The 23,113-nt window shown below is 63.4% G+C and carries 17 protein-coding genes and 2 pseudogenes; 15 read left to right on the forward strand and 4 right to left on the reverse strand.

The window, feature by feature from the left end; all coding sequences use genetic code 11:
• Nucleotides 1-8 precede the first annotated feature (8 nt).
• The 7 genes and pseudogenes from QTI66_RS27955 to QTI66_RS39625 all read left to right on the forward strand — a co-directional run.
• On the forward strand, nucleotides 9-935 hold the full coding sequence (locus QTI66_RS27955; protein ID WP_286563460.1) for a LysR family transcriptional regulator: 927 nt from the start codon (nucleotides 9-11) through the stop codon (nucleotides 933-935).
• A gap of 80 nt (nucleotides 936-1,015) precedes the next feature.
• Nucleotides 1,016-2,425 carry an FAD-dependent tricarballylate dehydrogenase TcuA gene (gene tcuA, locus QTI66_RS27960; protein ID WP_286563462.1) on the forward strand — a complete coding sequence of 470 codons (1,410 nt, stop codon included), beginning with the start codon at nucleotides 1,016-1,018 and terminating at the stop codon, nucleotides 2,423-2,425.
• Nucleotides 2,412-3,596: a tricarballylate utilization 4Fe-4S protein TcuB gene (tcuB, locus tag QTI66_RS27965; RefSeq protein WP_286563463.1), complete on the forward strand. Its 1,185-nt coding sequence runs from the start codon at nucleotides 2,412-2,414 to the stop codon at nucleotides 3,594-3,596. The genes tcuA and tcuB overlap by 14 nt, the downstream gene beginning before the upstream one ends.
• Before the next feature lie 35 nt (nucleotides 3,597-3,631).
• Nucleotides 3,632-4,609, forward strand: coding sequence for a Bug family tripartite tricarboxylate transporter substrate binding protein (locus QTI66_RS27970; RefSeq protein ID WP_286563464.1), 978 nt, complete (start codon nucleotides 3,632-3,634; stop codon nucleotides 4,607-4,609).
• A 141-nt stretch (nucleotides 4,610-4,750) separates the two neighbouring features.
• Nucleotides 4,751-5,434, forward strand: coding sequence for an enoyl-CoA hydratase/isomerase family protein (locus QTI66_RS27975; protein WP_286563465.1), 684 nt, complete (start codon nucleotides 4,751-4,753; stop codon nucleotides 5,432-5,434).
• A 593-nt stretch (nucleotides 5,435-6,027) separates the two neighbouring features.
• Nucleotides 6,028-6,285, forward strand: coding sequence for a hypothetical protein (locus QTI66_RS27980; protein WP_286563466.1), 258 nt, complete (start codon nucleotides 6,028-6,030; stop codon nucleotides 6,283-6,285).
• 317 nt (nucleotides 6,286-6,602) lie between these two features.
• Nucleotides 6,603-6,759: pseudogene (locus QTI66_RS39625) on the forward strand (type II toxin-antitoxin system RelE/ParE family toxin); the annotation flags it as partial.
• Between the two features lie 828 nt (nucleotides 6,760-7,587).
• Here the strand turns inward: QTI66_RS39625 and QTI66_RS27985 are convergent.
• A complete protein-coding gene (locus QTI66_RS27985) occupies nucleotides 7,588-9,279 on the reverse strand; it encodes a type VI secretion system contractile sheath domain-containing protein (protein WP_286563467.1) in 1,692 nt (563 codons plus the stop codon).
• A 609-nt stretch (nucleotides 9,280-9,888) separates the two neighbouring features.
• Between QTI66_RS27985 and phbB the strand changes: the two genes are divergently transcribed.
• Complete coding sequence (gene phbB, locus QTI66_RS27990) at nucleotides 9,889-10,635, forward strand: acetoacetyl-CoA reductase (RefSeq protein ID WP_286563469.1); 747 nt, start codon at nucleotides 9,889-9,891, stop codon at nucleotides 10,633-10,635.
• 648 nt (nucleotides 10,636-11,283) lie between these two features.
• On the opposite strand, the gene QTI66_RS27995 is transcribed toward phbB, so the two are convergent.
• From QTI66_RS27995 to QTI66_RS28005, 3 genes are read right to left on the reverse strand one after another with little or no spacing between them, the layout of a single operon-like run.
• Nucleotides 11,284-12,681: an MFS transporter gene (locus QTI66_RS27995; RefSeq protein ID WP_286563471.1), complete on the reverse strand. Its 1,398-nt coding sequence runs from the start codon at nucleotides 12,679-12,681 to the stop codon at nucleotides 11,284-11,286.
• Nucleotides 12,682-12,706: 25 nt separating this feature from the next.
• Nucleotides 12,707-13,426: a 4-carboxy-4-hydroxy-2-oxoadipate aldolase/oxaloacetate decarboxylase gene (locus QTI66_RS28000; protein WP_286563472.1), complete on the reverse strand. Its 720-nt coding sequence runs from the start codon at nucleotides 13,424-13,426 to the stop codon at nucleotides 12,707-12,709.
• Nucleotides 13,427-13,455: 29 nt separating this feature from the next.
• The gene (locus QTI66_RS28005; RefSeq protein ID WP_286563473.1) at nucleotides 13,456-14,127 is read right to left on the reverse strand and encodes an RraA family protein; all 672 of its coding nucleotides are present in this window, start codon (nucleotides 14,125-14,127) and stop codon (nucleotides 13,456-13,458) included.
• Here QTI66_RS28005 and QTI66_RS28010 point away from each other — a divergent pair.
• The 7 genes and pseudogenes from QTI66_RS28010 (at nucleotide 14,121) to QTI66_RS28040 (ending at nucleotide 23,040) form a co-directional block, all read left to right on the forward strand.
• On the forward strand, nucleotides 14,121-15,134 hold the full coding sequence (locus tag QTI66_RS28010; RefSeq protein ID WP_286563474.1) for a LysR family transcriptional regulator: 1,014 nt from the start codon (nucleotides 14,121-14,123) through the stop codon (nucleotides 15,132-15,134). The two genes, QTI66_RS28005 and QTI66_RS28010, sit on opposite strands and share 7 nt — an antisense overlap.
• A gap of 679 nt (nucleotides 15,135-15,813) precedes the next feature.
• A pseudogene (locus QTI66_RS28015) lies at nucleotides 15,814-16,688 on the forward strand (tyrosine-type recombinase/integrase).
• 9 nt (nucleotides 16,689-16,697) lie between these two features.
• Nucleotides 16,698-17,879: an IS91 family transposase gene (locus QTI66_RS28020; protein ID WP_444815063.1), complete on the forward strand. Its 1,182-nt coding sequence runs from the start codon at nucleotides 16,698-16,700 to the stop codon at nucleotides 17,877-17,879.
• 567 nt (nucleotides 17,880-18,446) lie between these two features.
• Nucleotides 18,447-19,073 carry a 2-hydroxychromene-2-carboxylate isomerase gene (locus tag QTI66_RS28025; protein ID WP_286563475.1) on the forward strand — a complete coding sequence of 209 codons (627 nt, stop codon included), beginning with the start codon at nucleotides 18,447-18,449 and terminating at the stop codon, nucleotides 19,071-19,073.
• 363 nt (nucleotides 19,074-19,436) lie between these two features.
• Nucleotides 19,437-20,213: a GntR family transcriptional regulator gene (locus QTI66_RS28030; RefSeq protein ID WP_286563476.1), complete on the forward strand. Its 777-nt coding sequence runs from the start codon at nucleotides 19,437-19,439 to the stop codon at nucleotides 20,211-20,213.
• Between the two features lie 227 nt (nucleotides 20,214-20,440).
• Nucleotides 20,441-21,694: a CoA transferase gene (locus QTI66_RS28035; RefSeq protein WP_353506227.1), complete on the forward strand. Its 1,254-nt coding sequence runs from the start codon at nucleotides 20,441-20,443 to the stop codon at nucleotides 21,692-21,694.
• A gap of 140 nt (nucleotides 21,695-21,834) precedes the next feature.
• Nucleotides 21,835-23,040 (forward strand): MFS transporter, encoded by a 1,206-nt coding sequence (locus tag QTI66_RS28040; RefSeq protein ID WP_286563478.1) that lies wholly within the window; start codon nucleotides 21,835-21,837, stop codon nucleotides 23,038-23,040.
• The last annotated feature ends 73 nt before the right edge of the window (nucleotides 23,041-23,113 follow it).

The raw sequence follows: 23,113 nt of genomic DNA on the forward strand, positions 1-23,113 counted from the left end.
ACACGACCATGGAACTGCGGCAACTGCGATATTTCGTCAAGGTGTGCGAGCTCGGCAGCATGGGACGGGCGGCGCTGGAACTGGGCGTCGTCACCTCGGCGTTGAGCCAGCAGATCAGCAGGCTGGAAAGCGAACTGTCCACCCGTTTGCTGCAGCGCCAGTCGACCGGTGTGACGCCGACCGATGCAGGCCTGGCCTTCCTGCAGCAGTCCCAGCTCACGCTGCGCCATGCCGACGAGGCGGTACGCGCTGCGCAGCAGGCCCGGCTCGCCGGCCACGTCAGCATCGGCTTGCCGTCGACCACCGCCTCGGTGCTCGGCATGCCGCTGATGCAGGCGATGAGCGAACGCTATCCAGCTGTCCGGCTGCACCTGGTAGAGGCGTTGTCGGGGCACTTGGCGACCATGCTCAATGCGCGCCAACTGGACCTGGCGATCCTGTTTCGCACCGAAACGGCTCGACGCTGGAGCGTGATGCCGCTGCTGGACGAGCGGCTTTACGTGATCGGCGCCGCCGGGCTGCCAGGACTGCCGGCCAAGCCGCGCGTACGCTTGGCGCAGCTCGGTACGCTGCCGCTGATCGTGCCGAGCGGCACGCATGGATTGCGCGCGCTTATCGAGGCCGCCTTTGCACGGGTGCGCGCCACGCCGAACGTGATTGCCGAAATCGACGGCCTCTCGCTGCTGATGGATGCGGTGCGCGCAGGCCGCGGCGCCACCATCCAGCCCGGCGCCGTCACCGCTCGCCTCGGAAATGGCAAGTTGGTACAAGCAGTGATTGCGGATGCGCAGGCCGGCCGCAGCAACCTGCTGGCCAGTGTGTCGAATGACGAGTTGTCACCCGCCGCGCTGGCGGCCCGGGTGGTACTGACCGACGTGGCACGCGCTCTGGTGCGCGACGGCCATTGGCCCGGCGCCACCCTTCACGAAGACTGAAGACCCCTTGCCAACTTCGCAGTTTCGCGCGCTGCCGTTGCTGCCTACAGTCGGCTCACCCCCACGAAGAGGCAAATCCCATGATCGATGTCTTGGTCGTCGGCGGCGGCAACGCTGCCCTGTGCGCCGCGCTGATGGCGCGCGAGGCTGGCGCCAGCGTGCTGCTGCTCGAATCGTCTCCGCGCGCATGGCGCGGCGGCAACTCGCAGCACACCCGCAACCTGCGCTGCATGCACGATGCGCCCCAAGACGTTCTGGTGGATGTCTATCCGGAAGAAGAATACTGGCAGGATCTGCTCACGGTGACCGGCGGCCTCACCGACGAGCACCTTGCGCGTCTGGTGATCCGTGCGTCGTCGGACTGTCGCGACTGGATGCGAAAGCACGGCGTGCACTTTCAGCCACCGTTGTCGGGCGCGCTGCACGTGGCGCGCACCAATGCCTTCTTCATGGGCGGCGGCAAGGCCCTGGTCAACGCGTACTTTCGCAGCGCGGAAAAACTCGGCGTGCAGATCCGCTACGACACGCCGGTGGTGTCGGTCGAACTCAATGGCGATGACTTCGTCGCCCTCCGCACGGCCGGGGGCGAGCGCATCGAAGCTCGAAGCTGCGTGCTGGCGGCGGGCGGGTTTGAATCCAACCTCGAATGGCTGCGCGAAGCCTGGGGCGTGAACGACCGCGGGGAATGGCCGGCCGACAACTTCCTGATCCGGGGCACCCGCTTCAACCAGGGCGTGCTGCTCAGGCACATGATCGAATCGGGCGCCGACGCGATCGGCGACCCGACGCAGGCCCACATGGTCGCGATCGATGCCCGCGCCCCGCTTTACGACGGCGGCATCTGCACGCGCATTGATTGCGTGTCGCTCGGCGTGGTGGTCAACCGCGAGGGCGAGCGCTTCTACGACGAGGGGGAGGATTTCTGGCCCAAGCGCTATGCGATTTGGGGCCGGTTGGTGGCACAGCAGCCGGGACAGATCGGCTACTCGGTCATCGACCAGAAGGCGATCGGCCGCTTCATGCCGCCGGTGTTCCCCGGCACCACGGCGCGCACGCTGGCCGAACTGGCGCGCAAGCTCGCCCTGCCCGAGCCGGCCTTCGTCCAGACCGTCGAGGCCTACAACGCTGCCTGCCGTGTCGGCACCTTCGACCACACCGCGCTGGATGACTGCCACACCGAGGGCCTGGCACCCGCCAAGACGCATTGGGCGCGGCCGCTCGACACGCCACCCTTCCACGCCTACGCGCTGAAGCCGGGCATCACCTTCACCTACCTGGGCCTCAAGGTCAACGACCGCGCCGCAGTGCACTTCAGCGGCCGGCCCAGCCCCAACCTGTTCGTGGCCGGCGAAATGATGGCCGGCAATGTGCTCGGCAAGGGCTACACCGCGGGCGTCGGCATGGCGATCGGCACCGCCTTCGGCCGCATTGCCGGAAAACAGGCGGCAGCTGCAGCCGCAACAAGGAAAGTCGATCATGCAAGCGCTTGAAGTCCTGACCCGCGAGGCCAGCATGCTGGCCAACGGCGGCATGCGGGTGATCCCGATCCTGAACGCGCGGGAGGCCGAAGTCGGCCGGCAGATGCAGATCTGCAATGCCTGCCGCTACTGCGAAGGCTTCTGCGCCGTCTTCCCGGCGATGACGCGGCGCCTCGAGTTCGGCAAGGCCGACATCCACTATCTGGCCAACCTGTGCCACAACTGCGGCGCCTGCCTGCATGCCTGCCAGTACGCGCCGCCGCACGAGTTCGCGGTCAAAGTGCCCAAGGCCATGGCCGAGGTGCGTGGCCAGACCTATGCCGACTACGCCTGGCCGCCGGCGCTGGGCCGGCTTTACCAGCGCAACGGCCTGACGCTGTCGCTGGCACTGTCGGCCGGCCTCGCGCTCTTCCTGATCCTGGCCGTCGCCCTGAAGGGCACGCTGTGGGGCGGCGGGCTCGGCGGCAACTTCTACCAGCTGTTCCCGCACAACCTGCTGGTCGGCATGTTCGCGCCGGTGTTCCTGTACGCGACGCTGGCGTTGACGATGGGCGTGCGGCGCTTCTGGCGCGAGGTGACGCCGGCCACCGGCGACGCACCGATCAGCGGGCGGGCCGCGGCCGAGGCCACCGATGCCGTGCTGCGCCTGAAGTACCTGGACGGCGGGCACGGCGAAGGCTGCAACAACGAGGACGACGCCTTCACGCTGTGGCGTCGACGCTTCCATCACTTCACCTTCTACGGCTTCCTGCTGTGCGTTGCGGCCACCGGCGTTGCCACGCTCTACCACTACGTTTTCGGTTGGGTCGCGCCCTACGAATTACCCAGTCTTCCCAAGCTGCTCGGCGTGGTCGGTGGTGTTGGCCTGATGATCGGCACGGCCGGCCTGTGGGGCTTGAACCGCCGGCGCCACCCGCTGCATGGCGACGCCGCGCAAAAGCCGATGGACCTGGGCTTCATCGCGCTGCTGTTCCTGACCAGCGCGAGCGGCCTGGCCCTGTGGCTGGGACGCGGTACGCCGGCCCTGGCCGTGCTCTTGTGCGTCCACCTCGGCGCGGTGATGGCGCTCTTCGCCACGCTGCCCTATGGCAAGTTCGCGCACGGCATCTTCCGTAGCGCCGCGCTGCTGCGCCATGCGATCGAAAAGCGCCAGCCGAGCCCGATCGGGCTGGGCGACGAATGAACAGCATCACCAGACACCCACTCGAGAGAACCAAGATGATTCGACGTTACCTTTTGCAGTCCACCGCGCTGGCCGCATCCTCTTTGCTGCTGGCGGGGCCCAGCCATGCGCAGGACTTTCCGCCCGCAAGGCCCGTCACGCTGGTCGTGGGCTTCGCCGCCGGCGGGGCAGCGGACGCGGCGGCTCGCCTGATCGCAAAGAAACTGGGCGAGAACATCGGTCAAAGCGTCATCGTCGAAAACAAGGCAGGCGCAGGGGGAAACATCGCGCATCAGCAAGTCGCCAGCGGTCCGGCGGACGGCTCGATGCTGTTGCTCGGCTCGATCGGGCCGCTGACCATCGCGCCGCATGTGATGAAGGTGAGGTATGACCCGTTCAAGGACTTGGCGCCGGTCTCGGGCGGTGTCAACTTCCCCAACGTACTGGTGGTGCACAAGGGCGCGGAGGTGACCACGCTGGCCGAATTCGTGGCCCTCGCCAGGAAGAAGCCCGGCGCCGTGGATTTCGCCTCCACCGGCGCGGGCTCGGCTTCGCACCTGGCGGGCGAACTGTTCAACCAGCGCGCCGGCGTGGAGATGGTGCACGTGCCTTACAAGGGTGGCGCGCCAGCCCTGCAGGACCTGCTGGGCGAGCGTGTGACTTCGTATTTCGCGGCACCACCCACGGCGATGCCGCAAGTGGAAGCTGGCAAGTTGCTCCCGCTGGCCACCACCGGTGCGACGCGGCCAGCCTACCTGCCCGGCATTCCGACGGTGGCCGAATCGGGCTACCCTGGGTTCGAGGCACTGAACTGGTACGCTTTTGTGGCCTCGGGCAAGACGCCGGCGCCGATACTGGATCGGTGGAACCTGGAGATCGTGAAGGTGCTGAACGACCCGGGCGTCAAGGATGCCCTGAACAGGCACGGTCTCACGCCGCAACCCACCACGCGCGCCGAACTCACAGCCTTCATGAAGAAGGAAGACGCCAAGTGGAGCGCTATCGTGCGCGAGCGAAAGATCACGGCCAACTGATCGCTGCATGGCCGATGCGGATCCGGGCGGCCCAGAGCAACGATTGCGTCGGCACCTCAATACAGACCGGGTGAGCCGATCCTCGTGCATCATGTGCAAATGACTCAGTCCCCGCTGTTGGCACACGTGAGCGATGGCGTCATGACGCTGTCGCTGAATCGTCCCGACAAACTCAACGCCATCGACAACGACGTCGCGCAGGCCCTCCTCGAGGCAATCGACGGTGCGGCCGCGGACACCACAGTCCGTGCCCTGCGCGTGCGCGGCAACGGAAGAGCCTTTTGCGCTGGCCGCGACGTGAGCGCCGCGCCGACCGAGCGCGATCTGGCGCTTGTGCAAGCAGTCGCCACTTCACTTGTCCGGCTGGACAAGCCTGTTCTATTCGCGGTCCACGGTTGGACGATTGGCGCCGGACTCGAATGGATGCTCAATGCGGACGTCGTCGTTGCTGCCACCACCAGTCGCTTCAAGCTTCCGGAAGCATCGCTCGGCGTGTTCGTCACCGGCGGCTTGAGCGCCACGCTTCCTGCCTACGCTGGCCTGAGCCGAGCCAAGGCGCTCACGCTTCTCGGAGACGAGTTCACTCCAGAGGAAGCCTGCGCCTGGGGCCTCGTCTGGCGAGTTGTAGTGCCTGAAGACCTGGAGGCGGTTTCAGTCCAGCTTGCAAAGCGGCTTGCTTCCCTGCAACCGGCGGTTGCGCGTCAGTTCAAGAGAGTCTTCAACCAGATAGGCCTCCAGAACTTCGATGACGCAGTACGTCTGGAAACCGAGGCGCAAAGACTGCTCGGCCCAGGGGCTGATGCGACAAGGAGCGGCAGTACTTAAGTTTTCGATTGGTTTGCAGGCGGCCGCAAGCGCGATGGTGCCAAGCACTTGCGCGTTGCCATCGTCCCGCACGGTGGCCGAGCTCACCGGCCTGCACCGCTTGGCCCATGCGAGTGTGCGCAAGGACACGATCGCATAGTTGGGGCTGAGGGGCAGTCCCCCAATTTTCATCCGCTCCCAGAAATAGTCGTCCGCAACACTACGGCTGGATTCGGGCAAAAAGATCACAAGACAGGAAGGGGGCGGCTTTTGCGAGTTCTAGCCCAGGATTGTCGCCATGTGAGTGACTGCTCTTCGCAGTTCTGTTTGTAGAACCGAACTTCCGCAGTGGGCCCAACTGAATCGTAGACCGGCCGCGCCGAAGGATCGCATTCGCCACGACACGCTGGCAACAGCGGCCAATAGCCCATTCCGAACCCATTGAATCGCGATTCGATGACCGACCGAACGAGCGAAACGGTGGATGCATCTATGGTGCTATCGAGCGTTTGCGGGTCGCTCTCTGGGAAGAGGGGCGCCAAGCTTGCGCCTGGGCGGCAGTCACGCCAAGATTCGCTTTCCGGATCTGTGCGAGCCCAACCGAGGAGAGCCGAATGAGCCTGATGACCGTCGACCTTTATCAAAGCGCAACCAACGCCGACAAGTTCCTCGCCGTCCCTGCCGGCGTCGATCCAACCGGGCTCACAGGACCGATGGTCTTCGACAAGGACTACGCGCAGGTTGTGCGGTTCCAAGAGGGCTTCGAGTTCGATCCCGAAGAATCGTATTCCGGGGCGAATGCCGCCAAGATCGCCGCGGACATCCTGACCGTGAAGTGGGCGCTCTACGAGCGCGAGTTCGGCGCCGTCTGATCACCCGCGCCCGGATGGCAACATGCATAGCAACAAAGGTCAAGGCACCTCTTGTCACGATCCATTGGCGACGAAGAGCGAGCTGTCCGCAGCCATGAACAAGCAAGCCTGGATAGTCATTGGCGCCATGATGACGCTTTGCACGCTATTGACTGGCGCTGTCTTCTACATTGCGCGCCACATCCACCCAAATTAGCGCTCAGGCCTACGATCGTAGGTTAGTGAGCGCTTCAGGTGGCGGCTTGGCCTGTAGGCTGGCGGTCAAACACGACGGCGATAGCGAGCGGCGTGTGAGAAAAGGATGCGCTTGGTGATTGGAACGTGGCAGCTACGAAGGAGTTGGTGGCGCTCGGTATCAAGGACTTCCGGCAAACCTCCTTCAAACCGTATCGAGTAATTTACCGCGTCGCCGCCACCCAAGTCGTGATCTACCTGACTGTCGATGGCCGCCGGGACATGCAATCAGTATTGGCGCCGCCGACTGCCCGATGCTTAGAGGCCCACATGACTCACCCATGCGCATGCAAACTGCTGCAGTCACGTAGAAGAAAGTAAATCCATTTCACACGTGACGGTAAAAGTAAGACTGCGCATGATCTGAAGCGCCTTGTGCCCCGTCAAGCCGCATCCAGCAAGGGGTTGGCCATTTTAGAAAGCAAATGTGATACCGCTGTTCCGGCATCGCCCAGGTAGCGCGCACCATGGTTGGGTGCGAGCGACTTTCAACCGATAGCAGCGCGGGTCACCGCCGCGCGCGCCTTTGGCGCAAGGCGCCTGTCAAAGGCCGCCGGCGCGTAGCCGAGAGAGGAGTAGCAGCTGCGGCAGTGTTTGCAGCGAAAGGGCGAGTCAAGCAACTCTGCATCGAGCCTGTAGGCCGATTGCCGACCGCAATGTCGACAGCCATCGCGCAGCGGTTCGCCGTAGATCGGGCGATGCGCATGGCGCTCGAGTTGGAACAAACGGCTGTGGTAGGCCGCACTCACGCAGCACGGGCAGAATCGCAGGAACTGGCTCATATCGTTTCCGGCGTGGCAGATGCTCTCGCGCACGCTGCGCCGAGATATTCCGAGCAATTGCGCGACCCGTGCGACGTTGATAGCGGCGATCGCGGACACCCTCGTAGGGATCAATCGGACGGCCACACAACTGCGACATCACGAGGTGGCCCTGGCAACCGATTCATGTGAGCGAATTTCCACAGCATGCTGACCACCGACTCGTAGGGTTGAACCCAACGCCCGCTGAACGGCCCTGAAGGGAGCAACGACTGCGCCCGGCCCAGGCCCGCATATCGCGTACTGATCAAGGGTCCTTGAGAAGTGCGGCCAGGGCGGGATCGATGGCGCCGTGGGGGGACGCCGGCTCGGCATCGATGCTGTCCTTAAGCGCTGCGAGCAAGTCATCGAGTTCGGCGTCGGCGGCCGGCTCGGCTGCGGGGGCCGCGCTGATAGCAGCTGCACTCGGCGGCATGGGATCGTCGGCCGGTTCGGCCAGTCCATCGGCCGGCGTCCACGGGCCCGCGAGTGGCGTGCCGGCCAGCGACAGGAAGTTGCCAAGGCGAAGCTCCGGGCGGCCCCGGAGTGCCAGCACGGGGATGAAGCCCAGGCCGAGCACCTCGGCCGCCGAACGTTCGCTCAGCAGGCGCTCGGTGCCGGGCAGTGCCACTGTCTCGCCGTCGGGATCGGTGTGGAAGAAGAAGGGCATGTCGCCAACGCTCAGCAGCCGGCCCGGCGCCTGCCGGACGCCAGCACCGCGGGCGTGTTCGCCCAGCAGCACCGCCGCGAGCACGGCCGGGTTGCCCCAGAGCAGGGTCTTCAGTCCGGCCTGTGCGTCGAACTCCTCGAACGCGAAGGCGTCGATCGGATCGGTGTGGGCCCCATACGGCGTTCGCAGCAGGAAGCGCGGCACAGCCAAAGCCAGGAAACGTGCAGCCGGCAGTTCGCGCAGCGCCTTCCACGCAGCGACGACGCGCGGGTGCATGTCCTCCACCCGCATGCCGATGCAGTCTCGCCCCACCGCCGCAATGAACGGTGCGCGAGCGCGGGCTGCGATGCCTGCGATGCGCCCGAGCAGTTCGGCATGCGGCGGCGTCATCTCGAAGCCGTAGTGGCCGATCAGGGCCGACAGGGATCCCTGATGCGCGTCCAATGCGGGCTGCTCGACCAGGAGTCGGTACAGGCCAGTGTCTTCGATTTGGTCGGTTGCGCTAAGGTCGGCGGCGAACTCCTCGGCGCTGATGTCGTAGAGCACGATCTCGAGCGTCTCGTCGGTCTCGACGCGCCGTACGATGAAGTCCAGGGATCGCCAGGCGGCCTCCAGGCACTGGAAGTCCGGGTCGTGCAGCACACCGCGCATCGCGGCCGACAGCGCATCGTCGACGGCGGCCGTCAGGCCAGGCACGTCGGGCGCGGCAGCTTGGACCACATGCGGCGCGACGATTCGCTGCAGCAAGGTGTCGATCGGGCCGGGTGGCGGCGCGAAGGCCGCCGGCAAACCGACCAGACGGGCGAAATCACTGAGCTTGGCGTCCACGCGCAGCGTGTTGCCGCGGGCCCGCGACGGCGCGACGGCGGCCGCAGCGGCGGGCGCGGCGGCAGCCCATGCCCGGACCTCGGCCGCCGCGGCTGCGAAGGTTCGGGGATCGGCCAGCCGCTGCCGGAGGCGGGCCAGCCCAGAGAAGAGCGAGAGGTTTGAACCGAGGGTGTCGGGATGCAGGTCGTCGAGCGAGCCGAGCCGCAGCTCCATGCCGCCCTCAGCGGGACCACCCAGCGGCAGACGCAAGGTGGTGCCGAACGACGCGATGACCTTGTCGATGGTGTCCACGTCGAGCCGCAGCGGCTTGCAGTGTGCAAGCTCGTCGCTGCTGCGCCGTTCGCCGCGGTGAGCACGGCCCGAGAAGTCGCCCAGCAAGGCAATGCGGAAAGCCCCGGACGAAACCAAGCTCGGGGCCGGTTTGCTGGCCTGGAGCCGGCCGAAATTGAAGATGGTGCCCATGCCAAATGTTCCTCCTTGGCGCGCGAAGGGACAAGTACCGTCAACGCGGCGTGCGGCAGGTCGGCCCAGGCATTGGCGCGCCACGCGCCGTCGAGCCGCCCGCTGTCGGACGGCGAACAGCAAATGCTGGCGATGGCTCGCGTGTGGTGGGCGAACCCCGGCTGCTGCTGATCGAGGAGTTGACCGAGGGCCAGGCGCCGAAGATTGACGAGATCTTCCAACTCATGGACCGCTGCGCCGCGAAGGCATCCCGATCGTCAAGGGTGAAGCCGCCCCAGATTGGGTGATCGAGGTCTACCCTGCAAATGTTCACCGCGATCCTCGCCGGTGGGAAGCAGGCCGCCCGACACGGCGGACCGGACATGTAGGCTGTTCAGATTCTCGTTACCACGCCGCTTCGGATGTGGTCAACCAAGGGCGCATGAACGGGAAAAAGCGAACTGGGCTGCAAATGCGCAGGTCACGCAGACCGCGTGGCCGGCCCTAAAGGCTACCTCCTGACAAGGCGAGCATACTGGCGTTCTTTCGCCGCTCTTTGGCATCCCGCTATCGCGGGTGTGTGGCCGCAGACCGTGATGGAATCTTTTCGTTTACCAGAAGGAGACCAGGATGAACAAGCAAAAAGTGGTATTGGTGACAGGCGGCATGGGCGGTCTGGGCGAGACGATCTCCACCAAGATGGTCGATGCCGGCTACAAGGTGGTCGTGACCTACTCGCCGGGCAACAGCAAGCATGGCGAGTGGGTGAAGGACATGAAGGCCAAGGGCTACGACATCACGGCCGTGGCCTGCGATGTCTCCGACTTCGATTCCTGCACCAAAGCAGTTGCCGAAGCGCAGAGCAAGGCTGGCCCGGTCGACGTGCTGGTCAACAACGCCGGCATCACCCGCGACACGACCTTCAAGAAGATGGACAAGGTCAACTGGGACGCGGTCCTGCGTACCAACCTCGACAGCCTGTTCAACATGACCAAGCAGGTGGCCGACGGCATGGTCGATCGCAGCTGGGGCCGCATCATCAATATCTCGTCGGTCAACGGCTCGAAAGGGGCCTTCGGCCAGACCAACTACTCGGCCGCCAAGGCCGGTGTGCATGGCTTCACCAAGGCGTTGGCCCTCGAGGTCGCCCGGAAGAACGTGACCGTTAACACCATCTCGCCGGGCTACATCGGCACCAAGATGGTCACGGCCATTCCTGAAGAGGTGCTGAACACGAAAATTCTCCCGCATATTCCGGTCGGCCGCCTCGGAAAGCCAGAAGAGGTGGCGGGCCTCGTCATCTACCTCGCCTCGGAGGAAGCCGCCTTCATCACCGGCGCCAACATTGCTATCAACGGCGGACAGCACATGCAATGAGCACGCTGGCGAAGTGCGTCGATCATTCTGGCCAGCTTTCGGCGCTGGGCCTCGTTCATTGGCTGGTCAAACGACAGGGTCGGTCTCCCTTCCGGTCGACGACGAGTGAGGCGATGCGATTGCCCAAGTCGTCCTTCTGGATTCTGGCGCTTGCCGTTGAGCGTCGCCCTGCGCGGTGAGTCCGCAGGGGCGGACAGGGCGTTCGCAGAGGCGCAGCACCCGCCGGATCGGCTTCCAGGCGAAGCCACTAATCGAATTCGATTGAACCGCCGGCCAGTTTGAGGCTGAAGCCTTCGAGCTGCGAAGCACCTCGTGGGCGTGGCGCGAAATTCCCTCATGATTCAACAACACCTTGCGCAGCCCTCGCGCCTTGGATTCGCGAAGTATCGAATTTGATTTGCGCGGTTGCGAAGTACCGGATTTACTTTCTTTCTTGCGACGGTAAATCTGTGACTGCGAGAGCAGCCCCCAGAGGCAAGCGGGGCGCGTAGCCGGCTATCGGATTTACTTTCTTCTACGGGTGGCGCGCCTTTTGACTTCGTCTAACCGCGGTGCTGGATTGATGAGACGTGCGCGGTGATCCCTACGACCAGTCCAAACGGCTAACGCCGCCGGCGTACCTCGCCGGCGGCAATCGGTTTGTTGGTTTCAGCGACTTGCCGAGACTGAGCCTCCTGCGATAGGGAAGGCGCGCCGTGCGGACACTACCTTCAAAGGTTCGGAAATCGTCAGCACGATCACAAAGGTCAGGCACGAAATTCCAGCCATGAACCCGAAGACTGGGTCCCAGCCATAGTTGTCAAGCAGCAGTCCAGTGATGAAGGGCGTCGCTGCGCCACCTAATTGACCGCCCATGTTGACGATCGCGTTCGCCAACGGAAACTTCTGCTTCGAGACAAATGGCATCGGATAAACCATGTACGCGGAGTAGCCTATGCTGAGCATCACGCCAGTCGTGAACAGCAGGATGCCGTAGAGCACGGGATCGGCTGGCGAGTTGATCAGCGCATACATCATCACGGCGGTCGCCGCGGCAGAGATCAGCATGCCTGGCTTGCGGCGCTTGCCAAGCACCCGATCCGACAACAGGCCGCCGAGGATGTTGCCGAGCACGGCCCCAACCCACGGCGCCGCAGCGACGAAGCCCATCCCCATCACCGAGAAATGTTTAACGGTCATCAGGTAGGTCGGAATCCACGCAAGCAGGACGCTTGAGATGCCCAGCTGGAAGCAATATCCGAGCGCGCAGCCCCAGATGTTCCAGGAACGGAACACGCTGCCGGTGGTTTCCAGCACTGCTTCATCACGGGTACGGATGAATCGATCGAGCCTGGGCATCGCAGATGAGGCGGCTGCGGTGGTTCGGGCGTCACCGTCTGCCGTCCGCTCCGAGATCGTCACCACTTCGCCCTCGTTGACGAATCGGCTTTCCGAAGGCTTGTCGGCCACCGCAAAAAACCAGACTACCGACAGGAGGATGCCCGGTATCGCGAAAAAGATGAAGATCTCCTTCCAGCCCCAGATCGACACGATCGCCGCGCCGAGCACCGGCGTGATGACCGGCCCGAACTTCACGGCCGACAGGAAGATGCCGGAGGCCGTCCCCTTCTCCTTTGTCGGAAACCAGTGATTGATTGTTGTCGTCACGCCGATAGGCAACGGACCCTCGGCCAAGCCCAGCCCGATGCGTGACAGTTTCAACGCGAACAGGGACCCGACAAGCCCGGTCATCGCGGTCGCAAGCGACGTGAGGATCATCGAGATCGAGAACACCTTGCGCACGCCGAAGCGCTGGAGCAGCCACGCCGAGGGAAGCTGCGCCACGGCGTAGGCAATCAGAAACAGGCTGACCAGCGCGCCCGCTTCCGAATTGCTCATGTGAAATTCCTTGCGCAGGAAGGGCAGCGCCACGCCGAGGTTGGCGCGGTCGGCCGCGGCAATCGTGTAGATCACGAAGAAGATGCCTGCGACGATCCAGCGATAGCGGGATGGCTTCGAAGATGAAGAGGTTGCAGAGGGGGTGGCCGTGGCCGATCCGGTGTCCATGTCTCCGTCCTTTTTTGTCGTTGGTTCAGTTCAGCGCCAGGCGCTGCAAGACGGGCATCAGACCCAGCAACTCTGCCGTGCTCACGCCGCGTTCGATCGCCGATCTCTGACCAGCCTCCTTGGCCTCCCGTGCCTCGGCACTTGCAATGACCGCATCGACTTCGTCGCGCGCCACCACCACCACGCCATCGCGGTCCCCGACAATCACGTCGCCTGGCCGGATTACTGCGTCGCCGATGCATACCGGCACGTCCAGGCGGCCGGGTTGGTGCTTGCCGGTGCCCTTGATGGACAGCCCACGGCAGAACACGGGGAAACCCGTTTCGACGATCTGGCTGGCATCACGCACGGCGCCGTGGATGAGGAGGCCGACGATGCCTGCCTTCATAGCTGCAGCGGTCAGTACGTCGCCCCACGGGCCGGCCTCGAGGAAGCCCTTTGCGTCTACGACCAGTACGTCGCCGGGACGCGCCTTGAGCAGCGCGTAGTGCAGCATCAGGTTGTCGGCGGGTCGCGTGTCGACGGTAAAGGCCGGACCGACAAGGCGCGACTGCGGGTCAATCGGCTTGATACCGCTGTCCAACGCGCCTTTGGCGCCTTGCGCTTCATAGACGGTCGCTGCGCCGAGCGATCGCAACCGTTCAAGTTGTTCGCGCGTCAACGCGGCGTTGTGGGTCTTCGCAGATTTCGCGGGATCTGCAGAAGGAATGACGGAGGGGATGGCGGCAGTGTCAAGTTGTTGCATGGTCGTCTCCTTGGCGTTGAGGATGTGCATCAGGCCGTTGCACGTTGCAGCGTGTGATAGGCCGCAAGCTCGCGCGCCTCTGCGAGGGATTTGCCTCGCAGGGTCGCCTCGACGATGCGGTGCTCTGCGGCACGCAGCGCGAGCGCCCGTTGGAATACTTCGACGGCGCGGGTTCGGGGCACAACGACGATGCCGTCGAGGTCGCCGACGATGTAATCGCCCGCGGCCACACGCACGTCGCCCAGACTGATCGATTCGCCCACAGACTGCACCTCGACGCGGTCCTTGCCGGTGCGCATGAAGCGACCGCAGGCATACAGCGGATAGCTGGCTTCGTCGGCTTCCGTGGTGTCCCGGCACACGCCATTCACGACGGTGCCCCCGATTCGGCGATGCGCTGCCAGTTGGCTGAGGATGCCTCCCCAGACGGTGCAGTCCATACGTCCAGCGTTGTCGAGGGCGACGACAGCGCCTTCGGGCACGTCGTCGAGGTAGTCGCCGACGGTCCCCGGATTTGCCGTGTCGACAGGTACGTAGCGCACAGTGAATGCAGGCCCGAAGCAGCGGGTGCTTCCAGCGATATGGCCGATTCCGAGCGCGCTGCCCGGCAGGCCCAGTGCATCGAGTGCATCAGAGACCTCTGCGGTGCTTAGTTCCTTGACTGCGGGGGGAAGATCGAGGGGGATGGAGGTGTTTGTCATCTGGAATCCTGGGAGTTCGTTGGTGGAACCTCAGTATCAGATCCAGTACATTCGAGAGCAAACATCGATTTTTGAATCTAAGTTCACTATTAATGAACCTGAGACAAATACGCTATCTGTGTGAAGTGGTGGACGCGGGCAGTGCCACGGCTGCCTCGACGCGCCTGCACGTGGCGCCAACCGCCATCAGCATGCAGTTGGCGCAACTCGAATCGGAGCTTGGGGGCGAGCTGTTCGACCGCTCACGGCGTCCGATGGACCTGACCGCGTTGGGTCGCTACTTCTACCCACGCGCAAAGTCGCTGCTTGCTGATGCGAAGCGGCTTGAAGAGGAAACGCGCAGCGTTGCCGCCGGGCAGAGCGGTGTCTTGGCGATCGGCTATACGCGCTCGGCCATCTTCTCGATACTCCCGCGCGCGATCCGTACGTTCCGGGGCAGGCATGCAAACGTGAAGATCGAGCTCATCACTTTACTGTCCGAGCACCAGTACGAACAGTTGTTGAACGGCCGCATCCAGGTCGGCATTTCGCGTTACTTCGCAACCGTCGACTCGGTTGAAGGCCTGTGCTTCACGCCGCTGCTCCATGATCCATTCGTTGTCGCGCTTTCACGGGCGCACCCTATGGCGAAGCGAAAATCACTGCTGGCGACAGAGCTGGATGACGTGGCTTACATCACCTACCCGAAGGACCCGCAAAGCCGCTTTGCCGAGAAGACGCTGGCCGCGCTGAGAAGCGCCGGCGGGCAGTCGAACGTGGCGTACGAAGCCAACGACATCCACACCGCGTTGGGCATGGTGGCCTCCGGGCTGGGTTATTGCCTGGTCGGTCGCTCGGTGAGCGAAGGCAACCGCGACGACATCGCCTTCATCCGGGTGACCGACATTCGCGAGACGGCGACAGTCGTGGCGGTCACGAAGCTCGGCGAAACAAGCAAGATCGTCTCTTCCTTTGTCGATGTCCTGCTGTCCGCGGTCGAAGTTGCAGGGGCTGCTCGCAAGGGATAAGCCTCACGCGCGCTCTTGCACGGGCCTCGAATAGCAGCGACGACCGATTCCTCATCTATATGCCGAGGAACCTGCCGATAGCGTCGCAGGCCTGTCGCAAGACATGGTCGTCAAACGCATAGGCAATGCGGATGTACACCCCCAATCCCGACCGCACTGCCGTGATGAACCGCAACATTGGCTTCGTCCAGAAGCGCCAGCGCGACGTGCTCGTCATGGAGCGAGCGGGTCCCTGCCGCTGATCTCTTGTTGATAAGGCCTTCGCACGACGCAAACGTATGGAAAGATCCTGCGGGCTTTGCACAACGAGTGCACAACAACTAGAACGTCGGTAGGTTCTACCGCGGTCGCCCAAGTGCGGAAGTCTGGCGGAACGTTGAACCGCGCCCCAGTGGGGCAGTCGCCCCTTCTTGTGATCACCGGTCCATGTGCTGCCGACTGAGTGCGGGACGTCGAAACCCTAAGACCTAAGCATTCGATGAGAATTGAGAGCCTGGCGATCGACAATTTCGCGGCATCCGCAGTAGCCGAGTGCGCTTCGGGTAACAACCGGAGGACTAAACCGCTCGCCCCGCTCGCGGTAGCCCGCCGCTGAACCCGCGCGGACGGCAAACATTGCGCTCCTGTCTATGTTGCGGAGCGAGGCAATTGGCCTCGTTTCTTCGACAGGAGCACGATCATGACCCTTTCCACCCCAGTCGTCTCACCGCTGCGTCGTCGCATGCTCGACGAGATGCGCTTGCGCAAGCTCGAGCCCAAGACTCAATCCACCTACATTCGCGCAGTTGCGAATCTCTACCTCTTCCTGCAGCGTTCCCCCGAGACGGCCACCGCGGAGGATTTGCGCAGCTTCCAGTTGCACATGGTGAATCAGGGCGTCTCGCCGATCACGCTCAATGCAACCATCACCGGCTTGAAGTTCCTCTTCGACGTCACGCTCGGGCGTGGCGAAGTGATGGCCGGGATGAGCCCCGTTCGTGTGCCCCAGAAGCTGCCGGTGGTGCTCAGCCGCGAGGAGGTCGCGCGCCTGATCGCTGCGGCTTCCAACCTGAAGTACCAGACGGCACTGTCCATTGCCTACGGCACAGGACTGCGGGTCGGCGAGATCGTCGCGCTGAAGGTCGGTGACATCGACAGCCAGCGCATGACTCTGCGCGTCGAGCAGGGCAAGGGCCACAAGGACCGCTACGCCAGCTCTCGCCAGTCCTCCTGGAGCTGCTGCGCGCTTGGTGGCGACTGGCCCATGCCCAAGGCAAGATGCTGCCGGGCGGTTGGCTGTTCCCGGGGATGAACCCGGTCGACCCGTTGACCGCGCGCCAGCTCAACCGCGCCGTTCATGACGCTGCCGACGCGGCCAACATCGACAAGCGCGTCACCATGCACACGCTTCGCCACTGCTTTGCCACTCACCTGCTGGAGCAGAAGGTGGACATCCGCGTGATCCAGGTCTTGCTGGGGCACAAGCGGCTCGATACGACATCGATCTACGCGCACGTGGCCACCGAGATCCTGCACGAAGTGGTCAGCCCGCTGGAGAACTTGCAACCTGCGTAGGTCATCTCTGTGGCGCATTGCGCCCTGGAAGTCGCCGACATCTTCCGCACCCACGGCCCCGATTGGCGCAAGGCTCAGCGTGGGCACCTGAGCCTGGGCCAGCTCAAGGTCATGTCGGCCATTGAACAGTGCCGCAGCGCGGCGCTGGGAGGTCACGTGTTGTATTGCGAGGGCTGCGGACACGACCAGATCGCCTACAACTCGTGTCGCAATCGACATTGCACGAAGTGCCAGGCCAGTGCGGCCCAACGTTGGCTTGAGGCACGCCAGGCCGATCTGCTGCCGGTGGACTACTACCACGTCGTCTTCACCTTGCCAGCGCCGATCAGCGCCATCGCCTATTACAACAAGGCCGCGATTTACGGCCTGTTGTTCGACGTGGCCGCCGAGACCCTGATGACCATCGCAGCCGATCCGAAGCACCTGGGCGCAAGGATCGGCGCGACCCTGGTGCTGCACACCTGGGGATCGGCACTGACGCACCATCCCCATGTGCATGGCATCGTGCCGGGCGGAGGCTTGTCGCCGGACGGCGAGCGTTGGATCGCCTGCAGGCCCGGCTTCTTCCTGTCCGTGCGCGTGCTGTCGCGACTGTTCCGGCGCCGCTTCCTTGAAGCGCTTGATCAGGCGCATCGCGCCGGCAAGTTGGTCTTCTTCGGCGAGTACGCGGCACTGGCCGGAGAACGCGCCTTCGCCGACTGGCTCGCGCCGATGCGCCAGTGCGAATGGGTCGTCTATGCCAAGCGTCCGTTCGCCGGCCCCGAAGCGGTGCTGGCTTATCTGTCGCGCTACACCCACCGCGTCGCCATCTCCAACAGCCGGCTTGTCGCGATGGACGAGCAAGGCGTGACCTTCCGTTGGAAGGACTACCGCGCCAAGGGCCGGACACGCCACAAGACGATGACGCTCGACGCCGACGAGTTCATGCGCCGCTTCTTACTGCATGTCTTGCCGGGAGGCTTCCATCGCATCCGCCACTACGGGCTCTTGGCCAACGGCGCTCGCAAGGTCAGCCTGGTACGCATTCGCGAACTGCTGCTGCAAGAAGCCGGTGCCACTGCTCAAGCCTCGCGCGCCGATCGCGAGCCAGGTCCCGCGCAACCGACCTTCCTCTGCCCGCACTGCGGTGGCCCGATGATCATCCTGCAGACCTTCGCTCGCGGGCAATCCATCCGTGCACCGCCACCATGAGTACTGATCTTCATCAGCGCCCAAACCAAGCTTTACCGCTCCATCGCCCAGGGTCGATGTGGGGTGGTCTCGCCTTCGCGCCTCACCAAGCCCTTGCCGTCGGTCAGGCCCAGCGGGCGACTCCACGCTCCGGCTTCGATCCCCTGTGCCGCATCACCGCCAACGGCCAAATTCCTGGGCGAAACACCAGCACCAACTCGATCTACGCATCCCGAATCCCCATAGCTTCGTAGCTTCTCAGGCGCCAGAGGTGCATTCCGCGGTTTCCTCCCTCGAGGCTTGCCCAACACCTGCCCTCAGGCCGCAGCAGCTGTGCTTGGCGCCGCGCCTCGCAAGGGCAGGTATCGGGCAACCCTTAACAGTTCTCGTCGGTGGCAACAATACGGGTACTAATCGAGGACCGCTTGAGCGTCCACTATCCGCCCTGCTGCTCAGCACAGAACGTCGAACACCATCGACTGCATAGACCGAAACCAATACTGCCAGCCGAGCGCGCGTTAGGGTTCGGATGGCCAGATAGGCGCTGAATCAAACGACTTCAAGCTCTTCAAGGCAATGGAGATAGGGATGGAAAAAGCTGCAGTCATACCAACGCTTGAATTCTGGTATGACTTTGCCAGTCCCTATTCATACATTGCTGCGTTGCGGGTCGAGCAGCTGACTTCGGCCGCGAATGTTGGCATTTGCCGGAGGCCATTCCTGCTCGGGCCGATCTTCAAACGACGCTCTGGTGGCGCGAGCCCATTTCAAAATCCAGCTCCCTCGGAGCAGCGCTATCGAAGGCGCGATGTAGAGCGGATCTGCCAACGGTTCGATCTACCCCTGCGCTGGCCATCCGCGTATCCGCGGGGAAGTCTGCTTGCGACCCGGATCGCGCTGCTTGCCGCAGACGAAGGGTGGTGCAGTCAGTTCACACAATCCGTTTTCCATGCCAATTTTGCGGAAGACCGGAGCATCAGTTCTGAAGCGGTTGTTCGTGAACTGTTGGCGGAACTCGGAAGGGATGCCGACGCCATTCTTGCCAAAGCGACGTCGGAGGCCCTCAAGACGCGTTTGATGGACCAGGTGGACGCAGCCATTTCCCAAGACATCTTTGGTGCCCCAAGCTTTGTCATAGGCGGCGAACTCTTCTGGGGGAGTGATCGCTTGGATCAGGCTATCGAGTGGGCTACTCAGCGACCCAGCCTGATTTGAGCCCCTCATGGGGTCGAGGTCGCAAAACAAGTGCCGCCGGGCCTAAGCGCTCTGTCTAAAAAAATCAAGAGGAGATGCCCCATCGGACTCTAGTTGTACCGTCATTACAATGTACGTACATTACAACATATTGACTGATGACTCTTCTTTCATGCACCGTCCCGGAGCCTTCGCCCGCGAATACTTCGGATGCCACAGCAGGCGTTCCTCGCGAAGCAGCGACTCCAGATGTTGCGGGTACGGCCGATTTTGAGGCGTGCAGAGAGGATGGGTCAAAATACACTGGATTGTGGGAACAGGCGGAATCCAGCGGGTGGCGCAAGACCGCCCCGGCATTTACGTCGACCGAAAGACAAGAGAACGATGGAAATTCAATCTACGGCACAGGAACGTCTGGAACGCGTGGCGGGGCAGCAGCCTCTTTACGCGGCATTGGCGGGCATCTTGTCACGCGACATCCGCGGCGGCAAGCACCAGCCAGCCAGCGTGTTTCCGTCCGAGAAAGAATTGACGGAGCGCTATGGCGTCAGCCGCCAGACGGTGCGGCAGGCACTGCGCGTCCTTCGCGATCAGGGCCTGATCTCCTCCCATCCCGGCATTGGCACCATCGTTCGCGATGCGGCGCAAGGGCGCGACCGATTCAACGCCGTCAACTCAACCGAGGAGTTGCTGCAGTTCGTCGGGGACACCGAGATGCACGCGGTATCGCGCAGGGAAATTCTGGTCGATGCGGAACTTGCCGCCCGGCTGGACTGCGAGCCCGGGTCGCTCCTGTCGGAAGTGGCGTTTCTTCGCAAGACGCCTGGCGCCGAACTGCCGATGAGCTACGTCTTGATCTACGTGCACCCGCGTTATGCCGCGGCACAGGAAACCCCGCTGGTGTCGAGCAGTCCGATCTACCAGAACATCGAACGAATGTTCGGGGTGCGCGTCCACGAAATCCGTCAGGATGTGACTGCGACGCTTCTCGACGACAAGCTAGCCAAGGTGCTCGAGGCGATGCCCGGGGAAGCCGCCTTGCAGATGACGCGCTACTTTTACGACGAGAACAAGACGCTGATCCAGGTGTCCATCAGCTACTATCCCAGCAGCCGGTACACCCAATCGGCGCGCTTCCGCGTTGCGTCCAGCGCCCCCTAGCGCCGCGATCGGCCTGCATCACAGGCCAGTGTTCCAAAGCTCGACATCCTTCGCCGGGCAATGCCTGCCGCCCATCAGGACTTGGCGCCGCTGACGCCTGTCCCTCCGCTTTAGCCCCCCGCGCCCGCGGCTTGGGCCGAGCATTCCTGTCTTCGTCACCTGCCCGCCACGCGCTGGGCCTTTGCTTCTGAGCCGCAACCCGCGGCCCCGTCTTCCCTCCATACACCATGACTTACCCATTTCTCGGTCGGCTGCGCGTGATCGAAAGCTCGGCCTTCATTGCGGCACCCCTGGCCGGCCTGACGCTCGCGCAATACGGCGCCGATGTGATCCGCATCGACATGATCGGCGGAGGTATCGACTACGCACGCATGCCCCGTATGCCTCATCCGCAAGGCCGAGGCCGTAGTCTTTACTGGACCGCCCTGAACAAGGGAAAACGGTCCGTTGCGATCGATTTGCGCAAGCCTGAGGGGCGCGAATTGATCCAGGCGCTGGTGACCGCACCAGGCCCGGATGCAGGGGTACTGCTGACCAACATCGGCACGCCGTGGCTTTCGCACGAGGCCTTGGCACAAAAGCGCGCCGATGTCATCAGCTGCACGATCCAGGGGAACGGCGACGGAAGCACCGCTGTCGACTACACGGTGAACTGTGCGACCGGTTACCCCGTCATCACAGGCGGCGGCTCACCGGCGGCACCTGTCAATCACGTGCTGCCGGCCTGGGACATTGCCTGCGCTTATCAAGCCTCTTTCGCAGTGCTCGCTGCGGTTGATCTTCGACGCCGGACAGGGCAGGGGGCTGAGCTCAAACTGGCGCTTTCCGACATGGCCTTCACGATGCTCTCCCATCTCGGCGTGCTCGCCGAGTCTGAGTTGCTGCACCAGGAGCGACCCTCGATCGGGAACCACCTCTACGGCGCGTTCGGGCGCGACTTTGCGACTTCGGACGGCCAGCGCATCATGGTCGCAGCGATTTCGGCGAGCCAGTGGAAATCACTGGTTAAGTGCTGTGGCATCTCCGAATCCATCGTTCAGGTGCAACGCGAACTGCATCTCGATTTCAACGATGAAGCACAACGCTTTGAGGGGCGCGACGCCATTGCAGCGCTGGTGGAACCCTGGTTTGCGCAACGCAATGCGGGAGACGCCGAGGCGGCACTTGAAGCCAACAAGGTGTGCTGGGGCCGCTACAGCACCGTGCAGGAGTTGCTTGCGCGGGACGCACGGGTCAGTACGGACAATCCTGTGTTTGAACGAATCGACACGCCCGGGATCGGCCGGCACCTTGCCGCAGGCGCGGCCGTGCGCGCGCCTGCCATGGACCGCGCCCCGACACCCGCAGCAGCACTTCTGGGCACCCACACGGACGAGATCCTGGAGCAGGTGCTCGGCCTGAGCCCGGGAGCGGTAGGCCGCCTGCATGACGCCGGCATCGTCGCAGGACCCGATCGCGATCCATCTGTGGCCCCCGCCTGAGCCTTTCAACATATTCCATCCCGGAGACAACCATGAGCCGAATTGCAGAAGCAAACATCCCTGGATCGACTGCCCACAAGAAGTGGCTGATCGTCATGCCCGCCGTGTTCGTGATGTACATGATTTCGTTCTTTGATCGCGTGAACATCGGCATGGCGTTGCCGTACATCACGAAGGAGATGTCGCTGTCATCAGTTCAGGCGGGCTGGATTGGAAGTGCCTTCGCGTGGGGCTACCTCATCACCCAGCTTCTTGCGGGCTACCTCGCATTGCGGTTTGGACCGAGACTCCTGATTGGTGCGTGTCTTGTGCTGTTCGGCGGCATCGCCGTCGCGACGGGTTTCGCCAGAACCTTCGAAGAACTTCTGGCAATCCGCTTTCTCCTTGGCCTGGCCGAAGGACCGATTTACGCGGCCACCTCGATGCTGCTGGCCCAATGGTTTATCAAGTCGGAACGCGGCCGTGCCTTTGGCATCTGGAACCTGAGCGTGGCGGCCGGCGGTTTCCTTGCCGGTCCAGTGTCTGCCGCGATTCTTGCACACCACGACTGGCGCATGATGATGGTGATCGAAGGTGCGCCGGCGTGGCTCTTCTGCCTGATCTGGTTCTGGGCGATTCCCAAAAGCCTCAAGAGCGCGAAGTGGCTCGCAGCGTCCGACCGCGAGGCAATTGATCAAAGCCTGGCAACCGAGCAGGCCTTGCATGGCGACAGGGAGACAGACTCCTGGGTCACCACGTTCAAGGAGCCATCCGTGTGGCTTCTCATGCTCGGTTTCTCCTGCAGTCAGGTCATCCTGTACGGGCTCACCCTGTGGCTGCCCACGATCTTCAAGACTCACGAACACCTCAGCGGGATGACCGTGGGGCTGTTGTCCGGCGCGCCTTTCATCATGGCCATGTTCGGTGCCTACTACATCACCCACCGCTCCGACAAGCACGGACAGGAGCGTCGACTGCATGCCGCCGTCCCGATGATCATCATCGGGTTGATGCTCACGGCGCTCGCGAACATTCCAGACCGGTTCCTGGTCATCCAGATCGGCATGATCCTGCTGGTCGGCTTCATGATGAAGATGCCCACGCCATTGATTTCGTCCTATCTGACCGAGATCCTTCCATTGCGCCGGGCCATCCCCGCCGTGGGCGTCGTGATCGGCGGGGGGAGCTTTCTCGGACAGTTTCTGGGGCCGTTATTGATTGGCTACCTCAAGTCCATCTCACCGGGTTTCGGATCGTCATTCCTCGCGCTGGGTGTGCTCGGGATCGTCGGGGGGAGCCTTCTGCTCGCGGCGCGCGCAAACAGGAAGCGCCTGGCACCGACCTTTGCAGCGTCTGCGTCGCATTGAGTCGGCAAGCGGGCGACCCAGGAACGGTCACGGTCCGCCGGCGCCGCCACTACCAACAGCATCTCTAAGGATT

This window comes from Variovorax brevis (assembly GCF_030317105.1).
GTDB classification, from domain to species: Bacteria; Pseudomonadota; Gammaproteobacteria; order Burkholderiales; family Burkholderiaceae_C; genus Variovorax; species Variovorax brevis.

What these genes read in the sequence shown, in the direction of transcription:
- QTI66_RS27955 (WP_286563460.1), top strand. Translation starts at nt 9, where the DNA reads ATGGAACTGCGGCAACTGCGATATTTCGTCAAGGTGTGCGAGCTCGGC.
- tcuA (WP_286563462.1), top strand. Translation starts at nt 1,016, where the DNA reads ATGATCGATGTCTTGGTCGTCGGCGGCGGCAACGCTGCCCTGTGCGCC.
- tcuB (WP_286563463.1), top strand. Translation starts at nt 2,412, where the DNA reads ATGCAAGCGCTTGAAGTCCTGACCCGCGAGGCCAGCATGCTGGCCAAC.
- QTI66_RS27970 (WP_286563464.1), top strand. Translation starts at nt 3,632, where the DNA reads ATGATTCGACGTTACCTTTTGCAGTCCACCGCGCTGGCCGCATCCTCT.
- QTI66_RS27975 (WP_286563465.1), top strand. Translation starts at nt 4,751, where the DNA reads ATGACGCTGTCGCTGAATCGTCCCGACAAACTCAACGCCATCGACAAC.
- QTI66_RS27980 (WP_286563466.1), top strand. Translation starts at nt 6,028, where the DNA reads ATGAGCCTGATGACCGTCGACCTTTATCAAAGCGCAACCAACGCCGAC.
- QTI66_RS27985 (WP_286563467.1), bottom strand. Translation starts at nt 9,279, where the DNA reads ATGGGCACCATCTTCAATTTCGGCCGGCTCCAGGCCAGCAAACCGGCC.
- phbB (WP_286563469.1), top strand. Translation starts at nt 9,889, where the DNA reads ATGAACAAGCAAAAAGTGGTATTGGTGACAGGCGGCATGGGCGGTCTG.
- QTI66_RS27995 (WP_286563471.1), bottom strand. Translation starts at nt 12,681, where the DNA reads ATGGACACCGGATCGGCCACGGCCACCCCCTCTGCAACCTCTTCATCT.
- QTI66_RS28000 (WP_286563472.1), bottom strand. Translation starts at nt 13,426, where the DNA reads ATGCAACAACTTGACACTGCCGCCATCCCCTCCGTCATTCCTTCTGCA.
- QTI66_RS28005 (WP_286563473.1), bottom strand. Translation starts at nt 14,127, where the DNA reads ATGACAAACACCTCCATCCCCCTCGATCTTCCCCCCGCAGTCAAGGAA.
- QTI66_RS28025 (WP_286563475.1), top strand. Translation starts at nt 18,447, where the DNA reads ATGGAAAAAGCTGCAGTCATACCAACGCTTGAATTCTGGTATGACTTT.
- QTI66_RS28030 (WP_286563476.1), top strand. Translation starts at nt 19,437, where the DNA reads ATGGAAATTCAATCTACGGCACAGGAACGTCTGGAACGCGTGGCGGGG.
- QTI66_RS28035 (WP_353506227.1), top strand. Translation starts at nt 20,441, where the DNA reads ATGACTTACCCATTTCTCGGTCGGCTGCGCGTGATCGAAAGCTCGGCC.